A 21,317-nucleotide genomic window follows, 5' to 3' on the forward strand; every position below is an offset into this window, starting at 1 on the left:
GGGACATGGCCGTGAAGGACCGGGACCGGGACCGTTTCTCCACCGCGACCCGGCTGAAGGTGCTCGGTGAGCAGACGGCCGCGCGGGTCTACCGCTCCCAGGCCAAGCGCCAGGTCCGGCGCTCCCGGCTGACCGGCCGGGCCGCGCTCCTCGCCCTCGTCCTCTGCTCGATGATCGTGGCGCTCGCCTATCCCATAAGGCAGTACGTCTCCCAGCGCGCCGAGATCGCCGACACGCGGAAACAGCGCCAGGAGGCGCGCGAGCGGGTCGAGGAGTTGCGCGACCTCAAGGCGCGCTGGCAGGACGACGCGTACGCCGAGCAGCGCATCCGGGAGCGGCTGCACTATGTGATGCCGGGCGAGACCGGCTACACCATGATCGACCCGGACGCGGCGAAGCAGTCCCGTACGACGCAGGGAGCGGCCGACCGCCCCTGGTACACCAATGTCTGGGACGGGGTCGACAAGGCCGACGCCGCCGACAGCCGAACGGTCACCCCGTGATCGTCACCCCGTGACCGTGAACCGATGAACCGCTGAGCCACACCGAGGACTTGAGTAGCAGGTTATGCAGACCCCTCCGCCGCCCACCCCGCGCACCGAGCCGACCGACGCCGATGTCGAGGCGTTCCAGCAGCAGTTGGGCCGCCCGCCGCGCGGCCTGCGCGCGATCGCGCACCGCTGCCCCTGCGGACAGCCGGACGTCGTCGAGACCGCGCCGCGCCTGCCGGACGGTACGCCCTTCCCCACGACGTACTACCTGACGTGCCCCCGCGCGGCCTCCGCGATCGGCACGCTGGAGGCGAACGGCGTGATGAAGGAGATGACGGAACGCCTGGCGACCGACCCCGAACTGGCCGCCGCCTACCGGGCCGCGCACGAGGACTACATCGCCCGCCGCGACGAGATCGAGGTCCTGGAGGGCTTCCCGAGCGCGGGCGGCATGCCGGACCGGGTGAAGTGCCTGCACGTCCTCGTCGGCCACTCGCTGGCCGCCGGTCCCGGCGTCAACCCGCTGGGCGACGAGGCGATCGCGATGCTGCCGGAGTGGTGGGCCAAGGGCCCGTGCGTGGTGCCGGCGGCGGAGTCCGCGCAGGGGGAGGACGCGTGACCCGGGTCGCCGCCGTCGACTGCGGTACGAACTCCATCCGGCTCCTCGTCGCCGACGCCGACCCCGCGACCGGTGAACTCCTCGAACTGGACCGGCGGATGACCATCGTCCGGCTCGGCCAGGGCGTCGACCGTACGGGACGGCTGGCCCCCGAGGCGCTGGAGCGGACCTTCGCGGCCTGCCGGGAGTACGCGGCCGTCATCAAGGAGCTGGGTGCCGAGCGGGTCCGTTTCGTGGCCACCTCCGCCTCCCGTGACGCCGAGAACCGGGACGACTTCGTGCGCGGGGTGTTCGAGATCCTGGGCGTCGAGCCGGAGGTGATCTCCGGTGACCAGGAGGCGGCGTTCTCCTTCACCGGTGCCACCAAGGAGCTGACGGGCCGCACCGACCTCGCCCGGCCGTATCTGGTCGTGGACATCGGCGGCGGCTCCACCGAGTTCGTCGTCGGCGACGACCGGGTGCGCGGCGCCCGGTCCGTGGACATCGGCTGCGTCCGGCTGACCGAGCGGCATCTCGTCCGGGACGGCGTGGTCGTCGACCCGCCCGCGCCGGAGCAGATCGCCGCGATCCGCGCCGACATCGAGGCCGCGCTCGACCTCGCCGAGCGGAGCGTGCCGCTGGGCGAGGCGCACACCCTGGTCGGGCTCGCCGGATCGGTCACCACCCTGTCCTCGATCGCCCAGGACCTGCCCGCGTACGACTCGGTCGCGATCCACCACTCCCGGATCTCCCACGACCGGGTCCGCGAGATCACCGAGTGGCTGCTGCGGTCCACGCACGCCGAGCGGGCGGCGGTCCCGTCGATGCATCCGGGCCGGGTGGACGTGATCGCCGCCGGTGCCCTGGTGCTCCTGTCGATCATGGAGCGGATCGGGGCGGCGGAGGTCGTGGTGAGCGAGCACGACATCCTCGACGGGATCGCCTGGTCCCTGACCTGAGACCGAGAATTTACTACTCGCCGGTAGCCTCGCTTGAGCTGTGCGGATAACGTATGAGCGCGCCCGAGGGGTGCTCCGGCACCTCTCGCGGACCCGGCGCCGAGAAACTTCGTGAAGTTCTTCACAAGAGAATCGCCCCTGTTGAGCGATGTTTTGAGGCTTCACGGAGGGTTCCGGGGCTCCGGGGGGTCAACAGGGCGTCCCCGGCGGGCTTTCGCGGGGGTCTCGTCCGTGTGAAACCGAAGGGTGGTCCAGAGCCTTCGAGAGGCCGGAACGGCAGTTCACGCGCCCTTGACAACGGTCAAACCCCCCGGCCGGTCCCCTGGTGGAGCGGGCCCTCGCCCAAGGGGGTCGCGCAGTGTAGCAGAGGGGGTGGGGAAGCTTGTGAAGGGGCGCACGAGCGACCCCCGTATGGCGGGTACATACTCGATGGCATGAGCACCACGGAGCGTCCCAGGATCCTCGTAGTAGGCGGTGGGTACGTAGGCCTGTACGCAGCTCGGCGCATCCTCAAGAAGATGCGCTACGGCGAGGCGACCGTCACGGTCGTCGACCCCCGGTCGTACATGACCTACCAGCCCTTCCTCCCCGAAGCCGCCGCCGGCAGCATCTCCCCCCGGCATGTCGTCGTCCCGCTGCGACGCGTGCTGCCGAAGGCGGAGGTCCTCACCGGTCGGGTCACCACCATCGACCAGGACCGGAAGGTCGCCACGATCGCCCCGCTGGTCGGCGAGGCGTACGAGCTGCCCTTCGACTACCTGGTGATCGCGCTCGGCGCGGTCTCCCGCACCTTCCCGATCCCCGGCCTCGCCGAACAGGGCATCGGTATGAAGGGCATCGAGGAGGCCATCGGCCTGCGCAACCACGTCCTCGAACAGCTCGACAAGGCCGACTCCACGACCGACGAGGACGTCCGCCGCAAGGCGTTGACCTTCGTCTTCGTGGGCGGTGGCTTCGCCGGCGCCGAGACGATCGGCGAGGTCGAGGACATGGCGCGCGACGCCGCGAAGTACTACAAGAACGTGTCCCGTGAGGACATGCGCTTCGTGCTCGTCGACGCCGCCGACAAGATCCTCCCCGAGGTCGGCCCGAAGCTCGGCAGCTACGGCAAGGAGCACCTGGAGGGCCGTGGGGTCGAGGTCTACCTCAACACCTCGATGGACTCCTGCGTCGACGGCCACGTCGTGCTGAAGAACGGGTTGGAGGTCGACTCCAACACGATCGTCTGGACCGCCGGCGTCAAGCCCAACCCGGTCCTCTCCCGCTACGGCCTCCCGCTCGGCCCCCGCGGTCACGTGGACGCCTCGCCGACCCTCCAGGTCACCGGCACCGACTACATCTGGGCCGCCGGCGACAACGCCCAGGTCCCGGACGTCGCCGCCCGCAAGGCCGGCGTCGAGAACGCCTGGTGCCCGCCGAACGCGCAGCACGCGCTGCGTCAGGCCAAGGTCCTCGGCGACAACGTGGTCTCCGGCATGCGGGGCTTCCCGCAGAAGGAGTACGCGCACTCCAACAAGGGTGCGGTGGCGGGCCTCGGCCTCCACAAGGGCGTCGCGATGATCGTCATGGGCAAGATGAAGATCAAGCTCAAGGGCCGTCTGGCCTGGTACATGCACCGTGGCTACCACGGTCTGGCCATGCCGACCTGGAACCGCAAGATCCGCGTCTTCGCGGACTGGACGCTCGCGATGTTCCTCAAGCGCGAGGTCGTCTCCCTCGGCGCCATCGAGACTCCCCGCGAGGAGTTCTACGAGGCGGCGAAGCCGGCGCCGGTCGCTGCCGCTCCGGCCAAGACCGAAGAGAAGGCCAAGGCCTCCTGACCCGCTGATCCATCCGAAGGGCCTCCCGCCATCCGTGGTGCGGGGGGCCCTTCGGTGTGCGCGGGAGAACTCGGGGGTGCGGGTTCTTCGGCGGGTGCGCGTCCGGTGGGGCTTCTCGCGCAGTTCCCCGCGCCCCTGAGAAGCAGGGGCTGCGCCCCGTGCTTCTCAGCCCGCCCCGCCCGCACCCGGACAACACACCCCGCAGCGGGACTACGACAGGCACCCGCACATGTTTACGTTTGGCGTTGGACATTCCGGGATCTCTTGTCACGGAGGTGTGCGCCATGCAGGACGCCGCGTCGCGGCTGAAGACCCTGTTCGAGCAGGTGTCGGGGGCCCCGCTCCCGGTCCGGCTGCGGGCCTGGGACGGATCGACGGCCGGCCCGCCGGAGGCCCCCGCCCTGGTGGTACGGAACCGCAGGGCCCTGCGCCGGCTGCTCTGGAAGCCCGGCGAGCTGGGCCTCGCCCGTGCCTGGGTCGCCGGTGACCTCGGCGTCGAGGGGGACCTGTACGCCGTACTGGACCTGATGGCCGGCCATGTGTGGGAGCGGGACGAGGACGCCCGGAGCCTCACCGACGCCCTGCGCGAGCCGGAGGCGCGGGCGGCCGTCAAGGAGCTGCTGAAGCTGGCCGGGCCCGCCGTCCTCGTCCCGCCCGAACCGCCCCGCGAGGAGGTCCGCAGCCGCCATCGGCACACCCGGCGCACCGACAGACGGGCCGTCAGCCACCACTACGACGTGGGCAACGACTTCTACGAGCTGGTCCTCGGCCCGTCGATGGTGTACTCCTGCGCCTACTGGCCGGCCGCCGACGGCACCGCCACGCTCGAAGCCGCCCAGCACGACAAGCTCGACCTCGTCTGCCGGAAACTGGGTCTGGCCCCGGGCACCCGGCTCCTCGACGTCGGCTGCGGCTGGGGCTCCATGGCCGTGCACGCCGCCCGGGAGTACGGCGTCCGCGTCGTCGGCGTGACCCTCTCCCAGGAGCAGGCCGCGTACGCCCGTAAACGCGTCGCCGAGGAGGGCCTGACCGACCGCGTCGAGATCCGCGTCCAGGACTACCGAGACGTCACCGACGGGCCCTACGACGCGATCTCCTCCATCGGTATGGCCGAACACGTCGGCGCCGACAGGTACCTGGCGTACGCCGAGGACCTGTACCGGCTGCTCGCCCCCGGCGGACGGCTGCTCAACCACCAGATCTCCCGGCGCCCGCAGCGCGACGAGAGCACGTACTCCGTCGACGGCTTCATCGACGCGTACGTCTTCCCGGACGGCGAACTCGCCCCGGTCGGCACCACCGTCACCCAGCTCGAACGCGCCGGGTTCGAGGTCCGTGACGTGGAGTCCCTGCGCGAGCACTACGCCCTCACCCTGCGCGCCTGGGTCACCCGCCTGGAAGCCCGGTGGGCCGAGGCGGTCGCCCTGGCCGGACCCGGCCGCGCCCGCGTCTGGCGCCTCTACATGGCCGCCTCCGCCCTCGGCTTCGAACGCAACCACCTGGGCGTCAACCAGGTCCTGGCCGTACGGCCCCCGGAAGGGGGCGCGTCGGGCCTCCCGCTCAGGGCCCGGACCTGGGGGACCCGGGGGGCCTGAACGCCCGTACGGGGGCGTGTGCGGCATGCACACGCCCCCGTACGTACGCCGATGCGCCCGCGGCTACTCCGACTTGATCGCCGCCAGCATGTTCAGCTTCGCCGCGCGGCGGGCCGGCCACAGCGCGGCCAGGATGCCGACCGTGGCGGCGAGCAGCAGGAACACGGCCATCCGGGCCCAGGGGATGACCAGTTCGTAGGTCGGCATACGGCTGGCGACGAGCTCGCCGGCGGCCCAGCCGAAGAAGACGCCGAGGCCGATGCCGAGGACTCCGCCGAAGAGCGAGATGACCAGGGACTCCAGCCGGACCATCCGCTTGATGCCGCGCCGGTCGAGGCCGATCGCGCGGAGCATGCCGATCTCCTGCGACCGCTCGAACACCGACATGGCCAGGGTGTTGATGACCCCGAGGACGGCGACGATCACGGCCATGGCCAGCAGGCCGTACAGCATGTTCAGCATCAGCGTGAACATCTTCGCGATGTCGTCGGAGAGGTCCTGCCCGCTCTGGACCTTGATCGCCGGGTTCTCGCCGAGGGCCTTCTCCAGCCGGTCCTTGGTGGCGTCGGAGGCACCGGCCGAGGTCTTCACCATGACCATCATGTCGGCCGGGGCGGCGGCGGCCGGCAGCCGCCCGGTGAGCGTGGCGTTGTCCAGGAGGATGCCCCGCATCAGTTCGTTGCTCTGGTAGACCCCGGCGACCGTCAGCTTCTGCTTCTCCCCGCCCTCGAACGCGGCGGTGAACTCCGAACCGGCCTTCCAGCCGCGCCGGTCGGCGGTCTCCGCGTCCACGACGACGTCCGAGCCGTCCACCTTGAACGTGCCGCTGTCGATGGGGAAGTCGGTGAGCTTGCCGATGGCCGAGCCGTTGACGCCGGTGAGGTACTCGGTCTCGTCGCCGATCCGGGACTCCGCGTTGCGCAGCGGGGAGACGGCGGTGACGCCCTCGGTGGTGGAGAGCTTCTTCTCCACATCGGGGGAGAGGAAGTTGCCGTTGGCCATCGAGACGACGTAGTCGGCCTTGATCGCGTCGGCGGCCATTTTGGCGATGGACTGCTGCAGGCTGCCCGCCATCACCGTCATACCGGTGATCAGCGTCAGACCGATCATCAGCGCCGAGGCGGTCGCGGCGGTACGGCGCGGGTTGCGCACCGAGTTCTGCCGGGCGAGCTTGCCGGAGATCCCGAAGACGCGCATCAGGGGCGCAGCCGCCGCGATCATCGGGCGGGAGAGGAGCGGGGTGAGGACGAAGACGCCGATGATCAGCAGGACCGCGCCGAAGCCCATCGGGGCCTGACCGTCCGAGCCGTCCATCGTGGTGGCGTACAGGACGGTGGCGACACCCGCGCCGGAGAACAGCGCGCCGATCGTGTTCCGTACGACGAGCGACTTGGCCGTGGCCTTCGCGTGGACGCTGCTCATCGCGGCGACCGGCGGGATCTTCGCCGCGCGGCGGCCCGGCAGCCAGGCGGCCAGCATGGTGATCAGCACGCCGACCAGCAGGGCGGTGGCGACCGTGCCGGGGGAGACCACCAGCGGGCCCTCGGGGACGGTCTCGCCGAGGGTGCCGATCAGGGCCCGCATCCCGGCGCCGATGCCGACACCGGCGGCCAGACCGGTGACCGCGGCGACCAGACCCACCACGAGCGCCTCGATCAGCACGGACCGCGTCACCTGACGGCGGGAGGCACCGACCGCGCGCAGCAGCGCCAGCTCCTTGGTGCGCTGGGCGACGAGCATCGTGAAGGTGTTGGCGATGATGAACGTGCCCACGAACAGGGCGATGCCGGCGAAGACCAGCAGTCCGTTCTTCAGACCGCTCATCTCGGCGGCGATCTGCGTGGCCTGCTGGTCGGCGAGCTGCTGCCCGGTGATCGTGGACGCGGTGTCCTCGGGCAGGATCCGGTCGATGGCCTGCCGCAACTGGGCCTGGCTGGTGCCGGGCGCCGCCGTCACGGCGATCTCGTCGTACTCGCCGTCACTGTGGAAGAGCTTCTGCGCGGTCGCCGTGTCGAACAGGGCGAGGCTGCCGCCGGCCGCGACATTGCCGTCGTCCGTGGTGAAGATCCCGCTGACGGTGGGGGTGAGGACCGGGCCGTCGACGGACATCCGGACGGTGTCGCCCACCTTGTACCCGGCGCGGCTCGCGGTCTTCGCGTCGATGGCGATCTCGTCGGCGCCCTCGGGCGCGCGACCGCCGTCCCGGATCGGGTACCGGGGGTCGTCCTTCCCCCAGAAGTTGCCGCCCTGCGACTGGAATCCGCCGCCGATCAGCTTGCCGTTCTTGTCGGCGAGGGCGGTGAACCCGCTCACCACACCGATCGCCGACTCGGCGCCGGGCGCGCTCTCGACCTTCTTCAGCACCTCGGGCGTCAGCTTCGGCTGCTCCGCCACGGTGTCGCCCTCGTTCGGGCGGTACCCCGGCCCGATGGAGACGTCCACGTGGTCGAAGCCCTTGGCCGAACTCTTCTGGAGCGCGTCCGAGATGGTGTTGGTGAAGACCAGCGTGCCCGACACGAAGGCGACGCCGAGCATCACCGCGAGCACGGTCATGAGCAGCCTGGCCTTGTGCGAGAGCACGTTGCGCAGGGCGGTACGGAACATGAAGGGGTCCCTGTTTCGGGGTCGGGGTGGGAGTTGGGGGTGGTGCGGACGGGCGCGTCGGGGCGGCGGGCGCCTCGGGGGCGAACCGCCCTAGCTCGTACGCCCCTTGGTGTCGAACCTCTTCATGCGGTCCAGGACGGAGTCGGCCGTCGGCTCGTGGATCTCGTCCACGATCCGTCCGTCGGCGAGGAAGACGACCCGGTCCGCGTAGGCCGCGGCCACCGGGTCGTGCGTCACCATCACCACGGTCTGCCCCAACTCCCGTACGGAGTTGCGCAGGAAGCCCAGCACCTCGGCGCCCGAACGGGAGTCCAGGTTTCCGGTCGGCTCGTCGCCGAAGACGATGTCCGGCCGGGAGGCGAGCGCCCGCGCCACGGCCACGCGCTGCTGCTGGCCGCCGGAGAGCTGGGCGGGCCGGTGGCCGAGCCGGTCGGCGAGTCCCACCATCCCGATCACCGTGTCCAGCCACTGCTTGTCGGGCTTACGGCCCGCGATGTCCATCGGGAGGGTGATGTTCTCCAGTGCCGTGAGGGTCGGCAGCAGGTTGAACGCCTGGAAGATGAAGCCGATCTTGTCGCGGCGGAGCTTGGTGAGCTGCTTGTCCTTCAGGGACCCCAGCTCGGTGTCGCCGATACGGACGGAGCCCGAGGAGAAGGTGTCCAGACCCGCGACGCAGTGCATCAGCGTGGACTTGCCGGACCCCGAGGGGCCCATGATCGCGGTGAACTGGGCCTGCCGGAAGTCGACGGAGACCTGGTCCAGCGCGACCACCCGGGTCTCGCCCTGTCCGTAGACCTTCGACAGTTCCGTGGCGCGGGCGGCCACGGCGGTGGCCCGGTCGGCGAGGGGAGTGGTGGTCACGGGTGGGAACTCCTAGCGGGGCGACGGCGTTTGCTATGCCTCCATCGTCGCGACGCGGGGGCGCCGTGTAGTCAGCCGCTGTTCCGGTTCCGGGGGCAGACTTCTGACGGACCGGGGGGCGTCGCGTCATACCTGGGGATGACGGGGGAGTCCGACCCGCCGCGGGGGGTCATCACCGACACGAGTCACCGCGTCACCGCGTGTGGGTCCGGTGTGGGCGCTCGTTCGGGCGGTGAAATTCCGTCATTCCGCACACGCCCGGTCGAGCCGTCCGAAAGGCTACTGGCAAGTGCGGATGGCGTGTTCCGTGGGCTGATGCACCCTCAGACGTCAATAAAATAAGACAACATCGGTCCGTGCTTCGACTGTTCGGGGGAAGCGCCCCGATAGGCTCGGGACCTCATTGCGGAGCCCATGGCCTGCCCGGATGGTGGAATGCAGACACGGCGAGCTTAAACCTCGCTGCCCCTCGCGGGCGTACCGGTTCAAGTCCGGTTCCGGGCACCTCCGACCAAACATGCATGTTTCTCCCCATACCCTCACAACCCTCCCTCGTGCGACCCGGAGTGGTTGATCTCCGGACGATCGCGGGTCGGTACCGGGTTGGTCATGGGTTGAGGGGGATGGGACGGGGAATCACGGAGACGCGTAGCGTGTTCGGTGACATGGCAGGGAAAGATCCGTCAGGGAAAGATCCTCCCCAGGCAGTAGAGTCAATCCTTTGCCTACCTATTACTCTTGAGCCAAGGCCACGCAGGGTGGCCATGGAGGAGTGAAATGAGGAGCAGCAACCCGGTCTTCTCGCGACGGGGGTTCAGCCGCGACAACGGCTACGCGGGCTTCAACACCGCGCCGCAGGCCGGGGGAGCAGCTGTCGGCACCCAGGGCAACCCCTACGCCCAGCAGGGCGGCAACCCGTACGCGACGAACCCGTACGCCCAGCAGGACGCGCAGCACGGCGTCCCGCCGCAGGCTCCGGCCCGCACGGGCGCCATGACCATGGACGACGTCGTCCTGCGCTCGGCCATGACGCTCGGTACGGTCGTCGTCGGCGCGGCCCTCGCCTGGGCCCTCCTGCCGGTGTCGCCCACGAGCTACGGCCTGGCCATCGGCGCCGCGCTCATCGCCTTCGTCCTGGCGATGGTGCAGTCCTTCAAGCGCAAGGCCTCACCCGCGCTGATCCTGACGTACGCGGCCTTCGAGGGTGTCTTCCTCGGCGTGCTCAGCGAGATGTTCAACTCGCGGTGGTCCGGCGCGCCCTTCCAGGCGGTCCTCGGCACCATGGCCGTCTCCGGCGCCACCCTCCTGGTCTACAAGGCGGGCTGGATCCGGGTCACCGCGCGGTACGCCCGCATCGGTATGACCATCGCGATCGCCTTCATCCTCGTCATGGCGGTCAACCTGCTCCTCGTCGTCTTCGGGGTCGCCCCCGACGGCGGACTGCGCAGCATGGGCCCGCTCGGCGCGATCGTCGGCATCCTCGCGATCCTGCTCGGCGCGTTCTTCCTGACCCTCGACTTCAAGCAGATCGAGGACGGCATCGCCTACGGCGCCCCGCGCGACGAGGCCTGGCTGGCCGCGTTCGGTCTGACCATGACCCTCGTGTGGATCTACGTCGAGATGCTCCGTCTGGTCGCCATCTTCAGCGGCGACGACTAGGACGCCGGCCGGTCCCACGGGACCGGTGAGTGAGTGTTGAAGGGCCCCCGAACCGCGAGGTTCGGGGGCCCTTCGTAGGTTCTCGGCGGCTTCAACGGAGCTTCCGCGCGGCCCTCCTCAGGTCGTACTCGTGAACGATCGCTTTGGCGTGTCCGTACGCGAGGTCGTACTCGTGCCGGAGCCAGCTGACCTTCTCCTCGAAGTTGGGGAGAGCGGGGCCGTCGTCGACTTTGCGGAGCCAGTCGGAGATCTCACGACCGGTGCAATGGGGGATGCGGGCGAGCAGGTTGCGGTGGGTCTCCTCGGAGAAGACTTGGGACATCGGCGCCTCCGGACGAAAGGGAATGTAAGCCGGTCCTTCAGGTCACGTTGCCTGAGTGGCGGCCTGTTGGCAACAGTCCGGTGGAGGCGCGTACTCTCGCGGCGTGCTTGATACGACGCCGTTGACCCGTGCCGTGGATCATTTCGCCGACCGGTTGCGGGCCGCCCCGCAGAGCCGGCTGCAGCGGGGCGCCGCCGCGGAGGCGCTGGCGCTGGCCAGGGAGATGGTGACGCGGGCGCAGCGGCTGGAGGTGCCCGGGGGGCCTGTTCACGAGATGCCGGACGTGGGGATGTTCGCGGCGGCGGATCAGGTGACGGTCGCCGGGAACGATCTCGCGCTGGTCTTGGCCGATGAGGCCGCGCTGGCCGAGGCGGTGGCGCTGGTGGAGGAGGCTCAGCGGCGGGCCGGGGTGTGAGATCGGGCGCCCAGTAGCTCGGGGGTGCCTGGTTCATTGGCGGGTGCGGGTCCGGTGGGGGTTCTCGCGCAGTTCCCCGCGCCCCTTCAGGGCGCGGCCGGCCCTTGCCGTATCGGCCCTACAACGACGCGATGACGCGGTCCGCCAGGATGTAGACCATGTCGTCGCCGCACTCGAAGGTGAGGGTGTAGGCGCCGGATATGCCCGAGCCGCCCAGGAGGACCGGGACGTCACCGGTCTGGAGAGCCGTGGCGAGGCGTTCGGCGGTCTCGCGGTGGCCGGGGGTCATACAGAGCGTGGTGCCGTCGGCGAAGACGTAGACGTCGAGGGTGCCGAGGGGGCCGGGGCGGACGTCGGCCAGCTCGGTGCGGGACGCGGCGAGGTCCTCCAGGCAGGCGACCGTGCGCTCGTGGTCGTTGGTGACAGGTGACTGCACCGGTACGAAATCGGGGTGCGAGGGGTGGCGGCGGCGGGCCGCGGCCAGCTCCGCGGAGTCCCCGGCGAACTCATCGCCCTCCAGGCTCGGCTCGATCACCGGCTCCAGGTGCTCCAGACCCGCGAAATCGGACTGCCGGGGCAGGAACAGATCGCTCTCGGGCAGACCCAGCAGCGAGGGAGCGTCGGAGACGTCACGCGACTCCTGGGCGGCCCAGAAGGCCCGCGCCTCGGCCAGCTCGCGCTCCCGCTCCTCGGCCAGCGCCTCGGCGACGGCGGCGCGTATCTCCTCGGTGTCGGCGGCCGGCCGGGCGGCCGGTACCGGGGCGCGCACCCCGGCGGTCCGGCTCTCGGCCAGCTCGGTGCGCAAGGCAGCGACCTGTCGGCGCAGCCCCGCGAGGGTGCGCAGGACGGCGACGCCCACGGCGGCGGTGGCGGCCGTGGTGAGCAGCAAGGCGATCGGCATAGCGCTCACTGACGTACTCCCGGTTCAAAGTCGACCCCCGACTTCCTACATCAGCTTGAAGGGCGGACTAACCAGCTGTCAGTGCGTAACGTCACGAATCGGGCAGTTTCTTTGCCCCGATGTTTGGTGCTGAAACGGCTCTGACCTGCGTAAATCCCTCTCCGGAGGGAGATAGGTCACATCCTGGGGGAGATTGGATCACAAAACGGCCCGGAGCCCCGTGGAATCGGGGGATTCCGGGCCGTCTCCCGCTCCCGGTCAGCTGAGGCGTTCGATGACCATGGCCATGCCCTGGCCACCGCCGACGCACATCGTCTCCAGGCCGAACTGCTTGTCGTGGAACTGGAGGGAGTTGATGAGCGTGCCGGTGATACGGGCGCCGGTCATGCCGAAGGGGTGGCCGACGGCGATGGCGCCGCCGTTCACGTTCAGCTTGTCCAGCGGGATGTCCAGGTCGCGGTAGGAGGGGATCACCTGGGCGGCGAAGGCCTCGTTGATCTCGAACAGGTCGATGTCGCCGACGGTGAGACCCGCGCGGGACAGCGCCTGCTTCGACGCCTCCACCGGGCCGTAGCCCATGATCTCGGGGGAGAGACCGGAGACGCCGGTGGAGACGATCCGGGCGAGCGGGGTGAGCCCGAGGTCCCGCGCCTTGGTGTCGGACATGATGACCAGGGCGGCGGCGCCGTCGTTCAGCGGGCAGCAGTTGCCGGCGGTGACCAGGCCGTCCTCGCGGAAGACCGGCTTCAGGCCCTGCACGGCCTCCAGGGTGACGCCGGCGCGCGGGCCGTCGTCCTTGGCGACGACCGTGCCGTCGGGCAGCGTCACCGGGGTGATCTCGCGCTCCCAGAAGCCCTTCTTGATGGCCTCCTCGGCGAGGTTCTGCGAGCGGACGCCGAACTCGTCCATGTCCTCGCGGGTCACACCCCACTGGCGGGCCAGGTTCTCGGCGGTCTGCCCCATCGCGATGTACGGGTCGGGGAGCAGGCCGTCCTCGCGCGGGTCGTGCCAGGAGGCGCCGACCGACTTCGAGACGGTCTCCGTGCGGGCCTGGGCCTCGGCGAAGAGGGGGTTGCGGGCGGTGGGGATGTCGCTCGTGCCGCGCGCGGTGCTGCTGACGACCTCGACGCCGGCCGAGATGAAGACGTCGCCCTCGCCGGCCTTGATGGCGTGCAGCGCCATGCGGGAGGTCTGGAGCGAGGAGGAGCAGTAGCGGGTGACCGTACAGCCCGGCAGGTGGTCCATGCCCAGCTGGACGGCGACGATACGGCCCAGGTTGTGGCCCTGCTCGCCGCCGGGGAGGCCGCAGCCGAGCATCAGGTCGTCGATGTCCCTCGGGTCCAGCTCCGGGACCTTCGCGAGGGCGGCGGCCACGATGGTGGCGGTCAGGTCGTCGGGGCGCAGGTCCTTGAGCGAGCCCTTGAAAGCGCGGCCGATGGGGGAGCGGGCGGCTGAGACGATCACGGCTTCGGGCATCACGGCTCCATTGGCATGCGTTCGCGTACGGATAAGCAGGGCTGTGGGGGAAGTTACCCGTACGTATGGGCGGGGTCACGGGAAGGCGGGTGTGACTCCGGCCGCACTTTTCTAAGCGCTTGCTTTTTGGTGGGGCGCCTAAGGAGTCCTTGCAGAAAGATCGTGGTGTGGCACGGTGGAGGTGTAGGTGATCCCGTGTTCTGTGGGGTGTGAGCATGGCGCGGCGGAAGCCGTGGGAGGTCAGTGACGAGTTGTGGGCGGTGATCGAGCCGCTGTTGCCGAAGCATGAACGGCGGTTCCGGCATCCGGGGCGCAAGCGGATCGATGACCGCAAGACGCTGCAGGGGGTGCTGTTCGTCCTCTACACCGGTGTCCAGTGGGAGTTCCTGCCGCAGGAGTTGGGGTTCGGTTCGGGTCCTACCTGCTGGCGTCGGCTGGCCGAGTGGCAGCGGGCGGGGGTGTGGGAGGAACTCCAGCGGGTGCTGCTGGACCGGTTACGGGCGGCGGACCGTCTCGACTTCTCCCGCGCCACGATCGATGCCTCCCATGTGCAGGCCAAGCGGGGGCGAAGCAGCCCAAAAGTCGGTCCGAGCCCGGTTGACCGTGCACGGCCGGGCTCGAAGCATCACGTGCTGACCGACGCCTGCGGCACTCCGCTGCGGGTGTCGCTGACCGGCGGCCACCGTCACGATGTCACCCAGCTTCTGCCGCTGGTCGACAGCCTTGGGCCGGTGCGGGGCAAGCGGGGCCGGCCCCGGCGCAAGCCCCGCACGCTGTACGCCGACCGCGGCTACGACTACGACGCCTACCGCCGCCGTCTGCGCGAGCGCGGCATCACACCGAAGATCGCCCGGCGCGGCCAGGCTCACGGCTCGGGCCTGGGAAAGGTCCGGTGGGTCGCCGAGTCCGCCATCGCCTGGCTCCACGGCCCCCGCCGCCTACGGACCCGCTGGGAAACCAGAGACGACATGCACGACGCATTCCTCCAGCTCGCCCACTGCATGACCCTCGCCCGCAAGCACCCGGCATTCTGAAAGCACCCCTAAGGGGTGGGGGTGCGGGGTTCGTGGGCGGGCGCGGGGCCGGTGGGGCTTCTCGCGCAGTTCCCCGCGCCCCTGAAAGACCAGGTTCCTGCGGGCCTGAAAGACCAGGCCCCCGCGGGCCTGACAGATGACAGATGACAGATGACAGATGGCAGAGGCGGGTGGGGAAAAGCCTGGGGCGCAGCCCCTGCTTTTCAGGGGCGCGGGGAACTGCGCGACCAGCCCCCACCCACCCGCACCCGCCGACGAGACCCGCACCCCCGAGCTATGAGGCACCCGGCTGCGCATCCGCCGCGGCGGCCGGCGCTGGGTCCGACACCGGCACCCGGCGCCGCCGGCGCCGCTTGAGGAGGGCCCAGGGGCCACGCGGCCCCGTAGGCATCGCGGCCGTCACCTCGGTGCCGGCCTCGGACGCGGCCTCCGCCGCCGCCCGGGCCACCGGCAGGAACCCCTCGCGACGGCTGACGTCCGGCCGCTCCTCCTCCGCCGGCCAGAGCCCCAGCGCCGCGCACACCGTCGGCAGCAGGGCCATCGCCGCGGTCGCGTACCCCTCCGCCGAGGGGTGGTAGTTGTCGGGGCCGAACAGCTCACGCGGGTTCTGTTCGAACTCGGGTCCGAGCAGGTCGCCCAGCGACACGGTACGGCCGCCCTGTTCGACGGTTCCGATCGTCTGGGCGGCCGCCAGCTGCCGCGAGGCCCGGCGGGCGAGCCAGCGCAACGGCTGCTGCACCAGCTCGATCGTGCCCAGGTCCGGACAGGTGCCGACCACCACCTCGGCCCCGGCGGTCCGCAGCCGCCGTACCGCCGAGGAGAGATGGCGGACGGAGCGGGTCGGCGGCATCCGGTGGGTCACGTCGTTCGCGCCGATCATGATCACGCAGACGTCGGGGACCAGGGCCGGATCCTCCAGGACCAGGGCCACCTGCCGGTCCAGATCGTCCGACTGGGCGCCCGGCAGCGCGACGTTGCGCAGCAGCACCGGGCGCTCGGCCACCGCCGCGAGCCCCGAGGCGATCAGCGCGCCCGGGGTCTGCCGGGACCGGTGGACGCCCTGGCCGGCGGCGGTGGAGTCGCCGAGCATGACGAGACGGAGCGGGGGATCGTCAGGGACGTCGTACGTACTGCCGTAGGAGCCGTAGCCGTACGCGCGGCCGTACCGGCTGCCGTGCGTGTGGCCGTACACGCCCTCCGCGCTCGGCGGGTGCGGGCTGTGCCCGTTGCCCACGACCCGCTTGGCCATCCGCACCTCGGCCAGCAGCACCCCCACGGCCGCCGCGCCCAGCAGTCCGATGCCGCCACCGCCGTACGCCGCGCCCGCCGCGATGCGGCGGGCCACCCTTGCTCTCGACATGCTCGTCATGCGTCGCCGCCACCTCCTCGTACCCGTACACCCACTCATTGCCCCGTACCGGCCCTCGGCCAATCCCGGTGCGAGGTGATCAGGGGGGAGAAGGGTGAGGGCGGGGCTTAGGCTGGCGGGACATTACGACCATCCCTTTTGCGGCTCCGGAGACAACGGTGCAATTCCACGACTCGATGATCAGCCTCGTCGGCAACACCCCGCTGCTGCGGCTCAACAGCGTGACCGAGGGTATCCAGGCAACCGTCCTGGCCAAGGTCGAGTACTTCAATCCCGGCGGCTCCGTGAAGGACCGCATCGCGCTGCGCATGATCGAGGCGGCGGAGAAGAGCGGGGAGCTGAAGCCCGGCGGCACGATCGTCGAGCCGACCAGCGGAAACACAGGTGTGGGCCTCGCCATCGTGGCCCAGCAGAAGGGGTACAAGTGCATCTTCGTGTGCCCCGACAAGGTGAGCACGGACAAGATCAACGTGCTCAGGGCGTACGGCGCGGAGGTGGTCGTCTGCCCCACCGCCGTCGACCCCGAGCACCCCGACTCGTACTACAACGTCTCCGACCGGCTGGTCCGCGAGACGCCCGGCGCCTGGAAGCCGGACCAGTACTCCAACCCCAACAACCCGCTCTCCCACTACCACTCGACCGGCCCTGAGCTGTGGGAGCAGACGGAGGGGCGGATCACCCACTTCGTGGCCGGCGTGGGCACCGGCGGGACCATCTCCGGCACCGGCCGGTACCTCAAGGACGCCAGTGACGGCCGCGTCCAGGTGATCGGTGCCGACCCCGAGGGGTCCGTGTACTCCGGCGGGTCCGGGCGGCCGTACCTCGTCGAGGGCGTCGGCGAGGACTTCTGGCCGACCGCGTACGACCGGACCGTCGCCGACGAGATCGTCGCCGTGTCCGACAAGGACTCCTTCCAGATGACCCGGCGGCTGGCGAAGGAGGAGGGCCTGCTCGTGGGCGGCTCCTGCGGCATGGCCGTCGTCGCCGCGCTGGAGGTCGCCGGGCGGCTCGGTCCGGACGACGTGGTCGTGGTCCTGCTGCCCGACAGCGGGCGCGGGTACCTGAGCAAGATCTTCAACGACGAGTGGATGGCCGACTACGGCTTCCTGGAGGACGAGGGCCCGAGCGCGCGTGTCGCCGACGTCCTCAGCCACAAGGAGCACGGCGCCATCCCCTCCCTCGTCCACATGCACCCGGACGAGACGGTCGGTGAGGCGATCGAGGTGCTGCGCGAGTACGGCGTCTCGCAGATGCCGATCGTGAAGCCGGGCGCCGGGCACCCGGACGTCATGGCCGCCGAGGTCGTCGGGTCCGTCGTCGAACGGGAGCTGCTGGACGCCCTGTTCACCCAGCGCGCCTCGCTCGACGACCCGCTGGAGAAGCACATGTCGGCCCCGCTGCCGCAGGTCGGCTCCGGTGAGCCCGTGGGCGACCTGATGTCCGTGCTCGGCTCGGCGGACGCGGCGATCGTGCTGGTCGAGGGCAAGCCGACCGGTGTCGTCAGCCGGCAGGACCTGCTGGCGTTCCTCGCCAAGGGCGGCGCCAAGCAGTAGGGGACGAGGCGGGGGTGCCGGTTCCGGAGGGAAATCTCCCGCGACGGGCCGTTCGCGTCGAAGATTTGTCCGGGTCGGGAGTTTGACTTCGCAGAAGTGGTACGAGCGCGTCACGTCCGCGCAGCACCCGCTTAACACAGATCCGGCACATTGATGGGTGTCGGCAGGGCGGGAGCGGCTCCCCGCCCGGGCCGGCAACCAAAACGGCGCCAAGGACCTCCGGAGCGGCTCCCGGACCTCCATGGACGCCAAGGACGCGTCAGCCCGGTCCTGACCCGGCCCGCGTCCCTCGCGGGGACCGCCGTCGTCCCGCCCCCCGTCACACGGGGGTGCGGCGGTCCCCGCGCATATCTTTTCCGGGCCCCCGAGGTCCGGCCTCCCGAGGTACGGGCCCCTCGCGCGGGTCACTCCTGCCAGTCCGAGTCCCCGCCCTTGTTCCGGCGCCCGCTCAGGGCGGGCGAGTTGCGCAGGGCCCACGCCACGTTCACGCCCACGATGCCCGCCCAGGTCACGAAGAGCCCGGCGAGGTCGGCCACGCCGCCGCCGATACCGGAGAGCGGGATGGCGACGACCAGGGAGACCACACCGAAGCCGTAGCGCTCGCCCCAGGTGTCGGTGGACTTGTCGGGGGAGCGGCTGCCACGGGCCACCACCATCTGCTGCTCGGCGACCTGACGCCGGACCCGGCGGTCCACCGCCCCGTCGATGCGCTGGTCGACCTTCTCCAGGAACGAGTCGACGAGCGCGGACTCGTAGTCCTCGCCCAGCTCTCTGCGGGCGTGCAGGGTGGCGGCGAGTTCCTTCTTGAGCTCGGTGTCTGCGAGCTGCGCGTCACGGGCATCCATACCGGTCATACCGTTCACCGTAGGGAGCCGGGGGCCGCTTGGCACTGGGGTTAGCCCCCCTGTTGTCCGTCCTCCCTCCCCTCCTCCGCCGGATGGTTCGCCCGCCGTCCCTTGCCCGTCCTGTATGACCTCATGCAGAGTTCTCGGTGTCTGAATATTCGGAATCGGTTCGGGGCTGGAGGCCGTGGGTGATGTCTTCTCGGATCGTGGGCGCGTCGGACGCCCGCGCCACCGCGCCGGCCGGTGTCGCGACAGCGCCCGGTACGGCCGGTCTCGTCGTCCTCGACGGGTACGCGCTCGGGGTCGCCGACGTCGTCCGGCTGGCCGACGGGACCGCGCGGCCCGTGCCCGGCAGCGAGGCGATGCGGCGGGTCGAGGAGTCCTGGGACGCGGCCCGGCAGATCGCGGCGACCGGACGCGTGTACGGCCGCTCCACCGGCGTCGGCGCCAACCGCAGCGAGGACGTGCCCACCGAGGCCGCCGCCGAGCACGGGCTGCGGCTGCTGCGCAGCCACGCCGGGGCCATCGGGGAGGAACTGCCCGCCCGGGAGGTCCGGGCCATGCTCGCCGTACGCGCCAACCAGCTGCTCGCGGGCGGCGCCGGGCTCCGCCCGACCGTGGTCACCGCGCTCTGCGAGGCGCTGGAGAGCGGGGTGCACCCCGTGGTGAACGAGTTCGGGTCGGTGGGCACCGGTGACATCGCCGCGCTGGCCCAGATGGGGCTGGCGCTCGCCGGAGAGCATCCGTGGCGAGGACCGGTGGAACCGGGTGCCGGGGGCGCCGCTCCCGGGCTCGGACACGCCGGGCCCGGCGTCCCCGAGGCGCAGCCGCTCGACAACAACGACGCGCTCGCGCTGATCAGCAGCAACGCGCTCACGCTCGGACAGGCCGCGCTGGCCCTGCACGAGCTGCGGGGGCTGATCGCCGCCACCCAGGTCGTCGCCGCGCTGTCCCTGCTCGCCGTGGACGGCTCGCACGAGGCGTACGCGGCGCCCGTGCACCTCGCGCGCGCCCACCGGGGGTCGCGGGAGGTGGCCCGGCGCATGCGGGTGCTGATCGGGTCCGCCGACCGGCCCACGCCCCCGCTGGGGCGCATCCAGGACCCGTACGGCTTCCGGTGCCTGCCCCAGATCCACGGGCCCGCGCTGGACGCGGCGGACGCGCTGGAGGGGGTCCTGGAGGTGGAGATCAACGCGGCGGCGGAGAATCCGCTGATCGTCCCGCAGGACATGGCCGCCTACCACCACGGCGGCTTCTACCAGGCCCAGCTCGCCCTCGCCCTGGACCACTTCAGACTCGCCGTGACCCAGGTGGCACGGCTGTCGACCTCCCGGCTCTCCTCGCTCAACGAGCCCGCCTACACCCGCCTCAGGCCCTTCCTCGCGGATCAGGAACCCGCCTCGTCGGGGGTGATGATCCTGGAGTACGCCGCCGGGGCCGCCCTCGGTGACCTGCGCGCCTTCTCCGCCCCCGCCTCGCTCGGCCACGCTGTACTCTCCCGGGGCGTCGAGGAACAGGCCAGCTTCGCCTCGCTCGCCGCCCGGCAGACGCTGCGGGCGTGCGGCGCGTACCGGCTCGTCGTCGGCTGCGAACTCGTCGCCGCCGTACGGGCGCTGCGCCAGCGCGACCTGAAGCCGGACCCCGAACTGCCCGTCGGGCGGGCGATGGAGCTGGCGGAGGCCGTGCTCGACCCGGACCCGGCCGACCGGCCGCTGACGGCCGACGTGAGCGCGGCGGCCCAACTGCTCGACCGGTTCACCGAGATCTGGACGGACGTCCAGGACGACCTGCGGAGGGGGAGCGCGTGATGAGCGCGGAGAACGGTACGGGTGTGACGCCCGGTTCCGTCGGGGGAGCGGCGGGTGCGACGGACAGTCCCGCCGCGCGGCTGCAGACGCTCTTCGAGGGGCACCGGCTGACGCCCACCCAGCGGCGCATCGCCCACAGCATGGTGCGCCGGGCGGCCGACGTGCCGTTCCTGTCGAGCGTGGAACTGGCCGAACTGGCCGGGGTCAGCCAGCCCTCCGTGACCCGCTTCGCGGTGGCGCTGGGCTTCGACGGCTACCCGGCGCTGCGCCGGCATCTGCGGGACGTCGCGCCCGCCGAACCCGCCCCGGACACCACCGCGTACAACGAGTACCAGCAGGCCGTCGAGGCGGAGATCGAGAATCTGCGGCATCTGGCCGAGGTGCTCGCCGACCCCGCCCCGGTGGCCCGCGCCGGCCGGATGCTGGCCGCGTCCCGCCCGCTGCCCGTGCTCGGCCTGCGGGCCGCCGCCTCCCAGGCGTACGGCTTCGCCTACTTCGCCGCCAAGGTCCACCCCGACGTACGGCCGCTGCACGAGGGCGGCACCATGCTCCACGACCGTATCGACTCGGCCGTCCGGGCCGGGGCGAGCGCCCTGCTCTGCTTCGCGCTGCCCCGGCATCCGCGCGAGGTCGTCGACACCCTCGCGTACGCCAAGGAGGCGGGGCTCTTCGTCGTCACCGTCGCCGACTCCGCGTTCGCGCCGGTCGCCAAGGTCTCCGACCTGCTGCTGCCCGCCGCCGTCGGCACCGGGCTGGCCTTCGACACCGCCTGTGCCCCGATGCTGCTGGGCCGGGTGCTCCTGGAGGCCATGTGCGACGACCTGCCCGAGGCGCAGGCCCGGCTGGAGGAGTTCGACGCGAAGGCCGCGGCCAGGGGGTTGTTCGTCGAGTAGCCGTGCGGAAGGCTCTCCGGCTCGGGGAGGCCTCGATTCTCAGGCGCGTTTCACGTTCGCCGGTTAGCGTGCCCGCGACTGTCGGACGACCCGGAGAGGTCGTACGGCCTCGGG

General features: G+C 71.0%; 18 protein-coding genes and 1 tRNA gene. 12 read left to right on the forward strand and 7 right to left on the reverse strand.

The annotated features are described in order from the left end of the window. Positions 1 to 5: 5 nt before the first annotated feature. From J8M51_RS44810 to J8M51_RS44830, 5 genes are all read left to right on the forward strand, one after another. Entirely contained in the window at positions 6 to 503 is a 498-nt protein-coding gene (locus J8M51_RS44810; protein WP_086758154.1) for an FtsB family cell division protein, read from the forward strand. A 64-nt stretch (positions 504 to 567) separates the two neighbouring features. Then, entirely contained in the window at positions 568 to 1,110 is a 543-nt protein-coding gene (locus J8M51_RS44815; protein ID WP_086758152.1) for a DUF501 domain-containing protein, read from the forward strand. Continuing rightward, complete coding sequence (locus J8M51_RS44820) at positions 1,107 to 2,048, forward strand: Ppx/GppA phosphatase family protein (RefSeq protein ID WP_086758151.1); 942 nt, start codon at positions 1,107 to 1,109, stop codon at positions 2,046 to 2,048. The genes J8M51_RS44815 and J8M51_RS44820 overlap by 4 nt, the downstream gene beginning before the upstream one ends. A gap of 434 nt (positions 2,049 to 2,482) precedes the next feature. Beyond that, positions 2,483 to 3,868, forward strand: coding sequence for an NAD(P)/FAD-dependent oxidoreductase (locus J8M51_RS44825; protein WP_086758149.1), 1,386 nt, complete (start codon positions 2,483 to 2,485; stop codon positions 3,866 to 3,868). A gap of 284 nt (positions 3,869 to 4,152) precedes the next feature. Next, the gene (locus tag J8M51_RS44830; protein WP_086760638.1) at positions 4,153 to 5,463 is read left to right on the forward strand and encodes a class I SAM-dependent methyltransferase; all 1,311 of its coding nucleotides are present in this window, start codon (positions 4,153 to 4,155) and stop codon (positions 5,461 to 5,463) included. 63 nt (positions 5,464 to 5,526) lie between these two features. Here the strand turns inward: J8M51_RS44830 and J8M51_RS44835 are convergent, their stop codons facing one another. Beyond that, positions 5,527 to 8,067 (reverse strand): ABC transporter permease, encoded by a 2,541-nt coding sequence (locus tag J8M51_RS44835; protein ID WP_267300059.1) that lies wholly within the window; start codon positions 8,065 to 8,067, stop codon positions 5,527 to 5,529. A 90-nt stretch (positions 8,068 to 8,157) separates the two neighbouring features. Beyond that, complete coding sequence (locus tag J8M51_RS44840) at positions 8,158 to 8,928, reverse strand: ABC transporter ATP-binding protein (RefSeq protein WP_216590625.1); 771 nt, start codon at positions 8,926 to 8,928, stop codon at positions 8,158 to 8,160. A gap of 421 nt (positions 8,929 to 9,349) precedes the next feature. Here J8M51_RS44840 and J8M51_RS44845 point away from each other — a divergent pair. After that, positions 9,350 to 9,432 (forward strand) — tRNA-Leu (locus J8M51_RS44845). A gap of 273 nt (positions 9,433 to 9,705) precedes the next feature. Beyond that, a complete protein-coding gene (locus J8M51_RS44850) occupies positions 9,706 to 10,587 on the forward strand; it encodes a Bax inhibitor-1/YccA family protein (RefSeq protein WP_086756320.1) in 882 nt (293 codons plus the stop codon). Between the two features lie 91 nt (positions 10,588 to 10,678). Here the strand turns inward: J8M51_RS44850 and J8M51_RS44855 are convergent, their stop codons facing one another. Beyond that, the gene (locus J8M51_RS44855; protein WP_086756323.1) at positions 10,679 to 10,909 is read right to left on the reverse strand and encodes a DUF4287 domain-containing protein; all 231 of its coding nucleotides are present in this window, start codon (positions 10,907 to 10,909) and stop codon (positions 10,679 to 10,681) included. 103 nt (positions 10,910 to 11,012) lie between these two features. On the opposite strand from J8M51_RS44855, the gene J8M51_RS44860 reads away from it, so the two are divergent. Beyond that, entirely contained in the window at positions 11,013 to 11,324 is a 312-nt protein-coding gene (locus J8M51_RS44860) for a hypothetical protein (RefSeq protein ID WP_179203126.1), read from the forward strand. 118 nt (positions 11,325 to 11,442) lie between these two features. Here the strand turns inward: J8M51_RS44860 and J8M51_RS44865 are convergent, their stop codons facing one another. Together J8M51_RS44865 and J8M51_RS44870 are read right to left on the reverse strand one after the other, a co-directional pair. After that, a complete protein-coding gene (locus tag J8M51_RS44865; RefSeq protein WP_086756325.1) occupies positions 11,443 to 12,225 on the reverse strand; it encodes a hypothetical protein in 783 nt (260 codons plus the stop codon). 258 nt (positions 12,226 to 12,483) lie between these two features. Next, on the reverse strand, positions 12,484 to 13,701 hold the full coding sequence (locus J8M51_RS44870; RefSeq protein WP_086756327.1) for an acetyl-CoA C-acetyltransferase: 1,218 nt from the start codon (positions 13,699 to 13,701) through the stop codon (positions 12,484 to 12,486). Positions 13,702 to 13,916: 215 nt separating this feature from the next. On the opposite strand from J8M51_RS44870, the gene J8M51_RS44875 reads away from it, so the two are divergent. Continuing rightward, positions 13,917 to 14,735 carry an IS5 family transposase gene (locus tag J8M51_RS44875; protein ID WP_086756328.1) on the forward strand — a complete coding sequence of 273 codons (819 nt, stop codon included), beginning with the start codon at positions 13,917 to 13,919 and terminating at the stop codon, positions 14,733 to 14,735. 274 nt (positions 14,736 to 15,009) lie between these two features. On the opposite strand, the gene J8M51_RS44880 is transcribed toward J8M51_RS44875, so the two are convergent. Beyond that, on the reverse strand, positions 15,010 to 16,104 hold the full coding sequence (locus tag J8M51_RS44880) for an SGNH/GDSL hydrolase family protein (RefSeq protein WP_216590936.1): 1,095 nt from the start codon (positions 16,102 to 16,104) through the stop codon (positions 15,010 to 15,012). Positions 16,105 to 16,262: 158 nt separating this feature from the next. On the opposite strand from J8M51_RS44880, the gene J8M51_RS44885 reads away from it, so the two are divergent. Beyond that, a complete protein-coding gene (locus J8M51_RS44885; RefSeq protein WP_086759770.1) occupies positions 16,263 to 17,657 on the forward strand; it encodes a cystathionine beta-synthase in 1,395 nt (464 codons plus the stop codon). 404 nt (positions 17,658 to 18,061) lie between these two features. On the opposite strand, the gene J8M51_RS44890 is transcribed toward J8M51_RS44885, so the two are convergent. Further along, positions 18,062 to 18,511 carry a hypothetical protein gene (locus J8M51_RS44890; protein WP_179203298.1) on the reverse strand — a complete coding sequence of 150 codons (450 nt, stop codon included), beginning with the start codon at positions 18,509 to 18,511 and terminating at the stop codon, positions 18,062 to 18,064. Positions 18,512 to 18,693: 182 nt separating this feature from the next. Between J8M51_RS44890 and J8M51_RS44895 the strand changes: the two genes are divergently transcribed. Both J8M51_RS44895 and J8M51_RS44900 read left to right on the forward strand, forming a co-directional pair. Then, positions 18,694 to 20,310, forward strand: coding sequence for an aromatic amino acid ammonia-lyase (locus tag J8M51_RS44895; RefSeq protein ID WP_267300060.1), 1,617 nt, complete (start codon positions 18,694 to 18,696; stop codon positions 20,308 to 20,310). Next, positions 20,310 to 21,203 carry a MurR/RpiR family transcriptional regulator gene (locus tag J8M51_RS44900; RefSeq protein WP_216590933.1) on the forward strand — a complete coding sequence of 298 codons (894 nt, stop codon included), beginning with the start codon at positions 20,310 to 20,312 and terminating at the stop codon, positions 21,201 to 21,203. The genes J8M51_RS44895 and J8M51_RS44900 overlap by 1 nt, the downstream gene beginning before the upstream one ends. Positions 21,204 to 21,317: the final 114 nt, after the last annotated feature.

The sequence above is a fragment of the Streptomyces griseiscabiei genome (assembly GCF_020010925.1).
GTDB classification, from domain to species: domain Bacteria; phylum Actinomycetota; class Actinomycetes; order Streptomycetales; family Streptomycetaceae; genus Streptomyces; species Streptomyces griseiscabiei.

What these genes read in the sequence shown, in the direction of transcription:
- J8M51_RS44810 (WP_086758154.1), top strand. Translation starts at nt 6, where the DNA reads ATGGCCGTGAAGGACCGGGACCGGGACCGTTTCTCCACCGCGACCCGG.
- J8M51_RS44815 (WP_086758152.1), top strand. Translation starts at nt 568, where the DNA reads ATGCAGACCCCTCCGCCGCCCACCCCGCGCACCGAGCCGACCGACGCC.
- J8M51_RS44825 (WP_086758149.1), top strand. Translation starts at nt 2,483, where the DNA reads ATGAGCACCACGGAGCGTCCCAGGATCCTCGTAGTAGGCGGTGGGTAC.
- J8M51_RS44830 (WP_086760638.1), top strand. Translation starts at nt 4,153, where the DNA reads ATGCAGGACGCCGCGTCGCGGCTGAAGACCCTGTTCGAGCAGGTGTCG.
- J8M51_RS44835 (WP_267300059.1), bottom strand. Translation starts at nt 8,067, where the DNA reads ATGTTCCGTACCGCCCTGCGCAACGTGCTCTCGCACAAGGCCAGGCTG.
- J8M51_RS44850 (WP_086756320.1), top strand. Translation starts at nt 9,706, where the DNA reads ATGAGGAGCAGCAACCCGGTCTTCTCGCGACGGGGGTTCAGCCGCGAC.
- J8M51_RS44855 (WP_086756323.1), bottom strand. Translation starts at nt 10,909, where the DNA reads ATGTCCCAAGTCTTCTCCGAGGAGACCCACCGCAACCTGCTCGCCCGC.
- J8M51_RS44865 (WP_086756325.1), bottom strand. Translation starts at nt 12,225, where the DNA reads ATGCCGATCGCCTTGCTGCTCACCACGGCCGCCACCGCCGCCGTGGGC.
- J8M51_RS44870 (WP_086756327.1), bottom strand. Translation starts at nt 13,701, where the DNA reads ATGCCCGAAGCCGTGATCGTCTCAGCCGCCCGCTCCCCCATCGGCCGC.
- J8M51_RS44875 (WP_086756328.1), top strand. Translation starts at nt 13,917, where the DNA reads ATGGCGCGGCGGAAGCCGTGGGAGGTCAGTGACGAGTTGTGGGCGGTG.
- J8M51_RS44880 (WP_216590936.1), bottom strand. Translation starts at nt 16,104, where the DNA reads ATGACGAGCATGTCGAGAGCAAGGGTGGCCCGCCGCATCGCGGCGGGC.
- J8M51_RS44890 (WP_179203298.1), bottom strand. Translation starts at nt 18,511, where the DNA reads ATGACCGGTATGGATGCCCGTGACGCGCAGCTCGCAGACACCGAGCTC.
- J8M51_RS44895 (WP_267300060.1), top strand. Translation starts at nt 18,694, where the DNA reads ATGTCTTCTCGGATCGTGGGCGCGTCGGACGCCCGCGCCACCGCGCCG.
- J8M51_RS44900 (WP_216590933.1), top strand. Translation starts at nt 20,310, where the DNA reads ATGAGCGCGGAGAACGGTACGGGTGTGACGCCCGGTTCCGTCGGGGGA.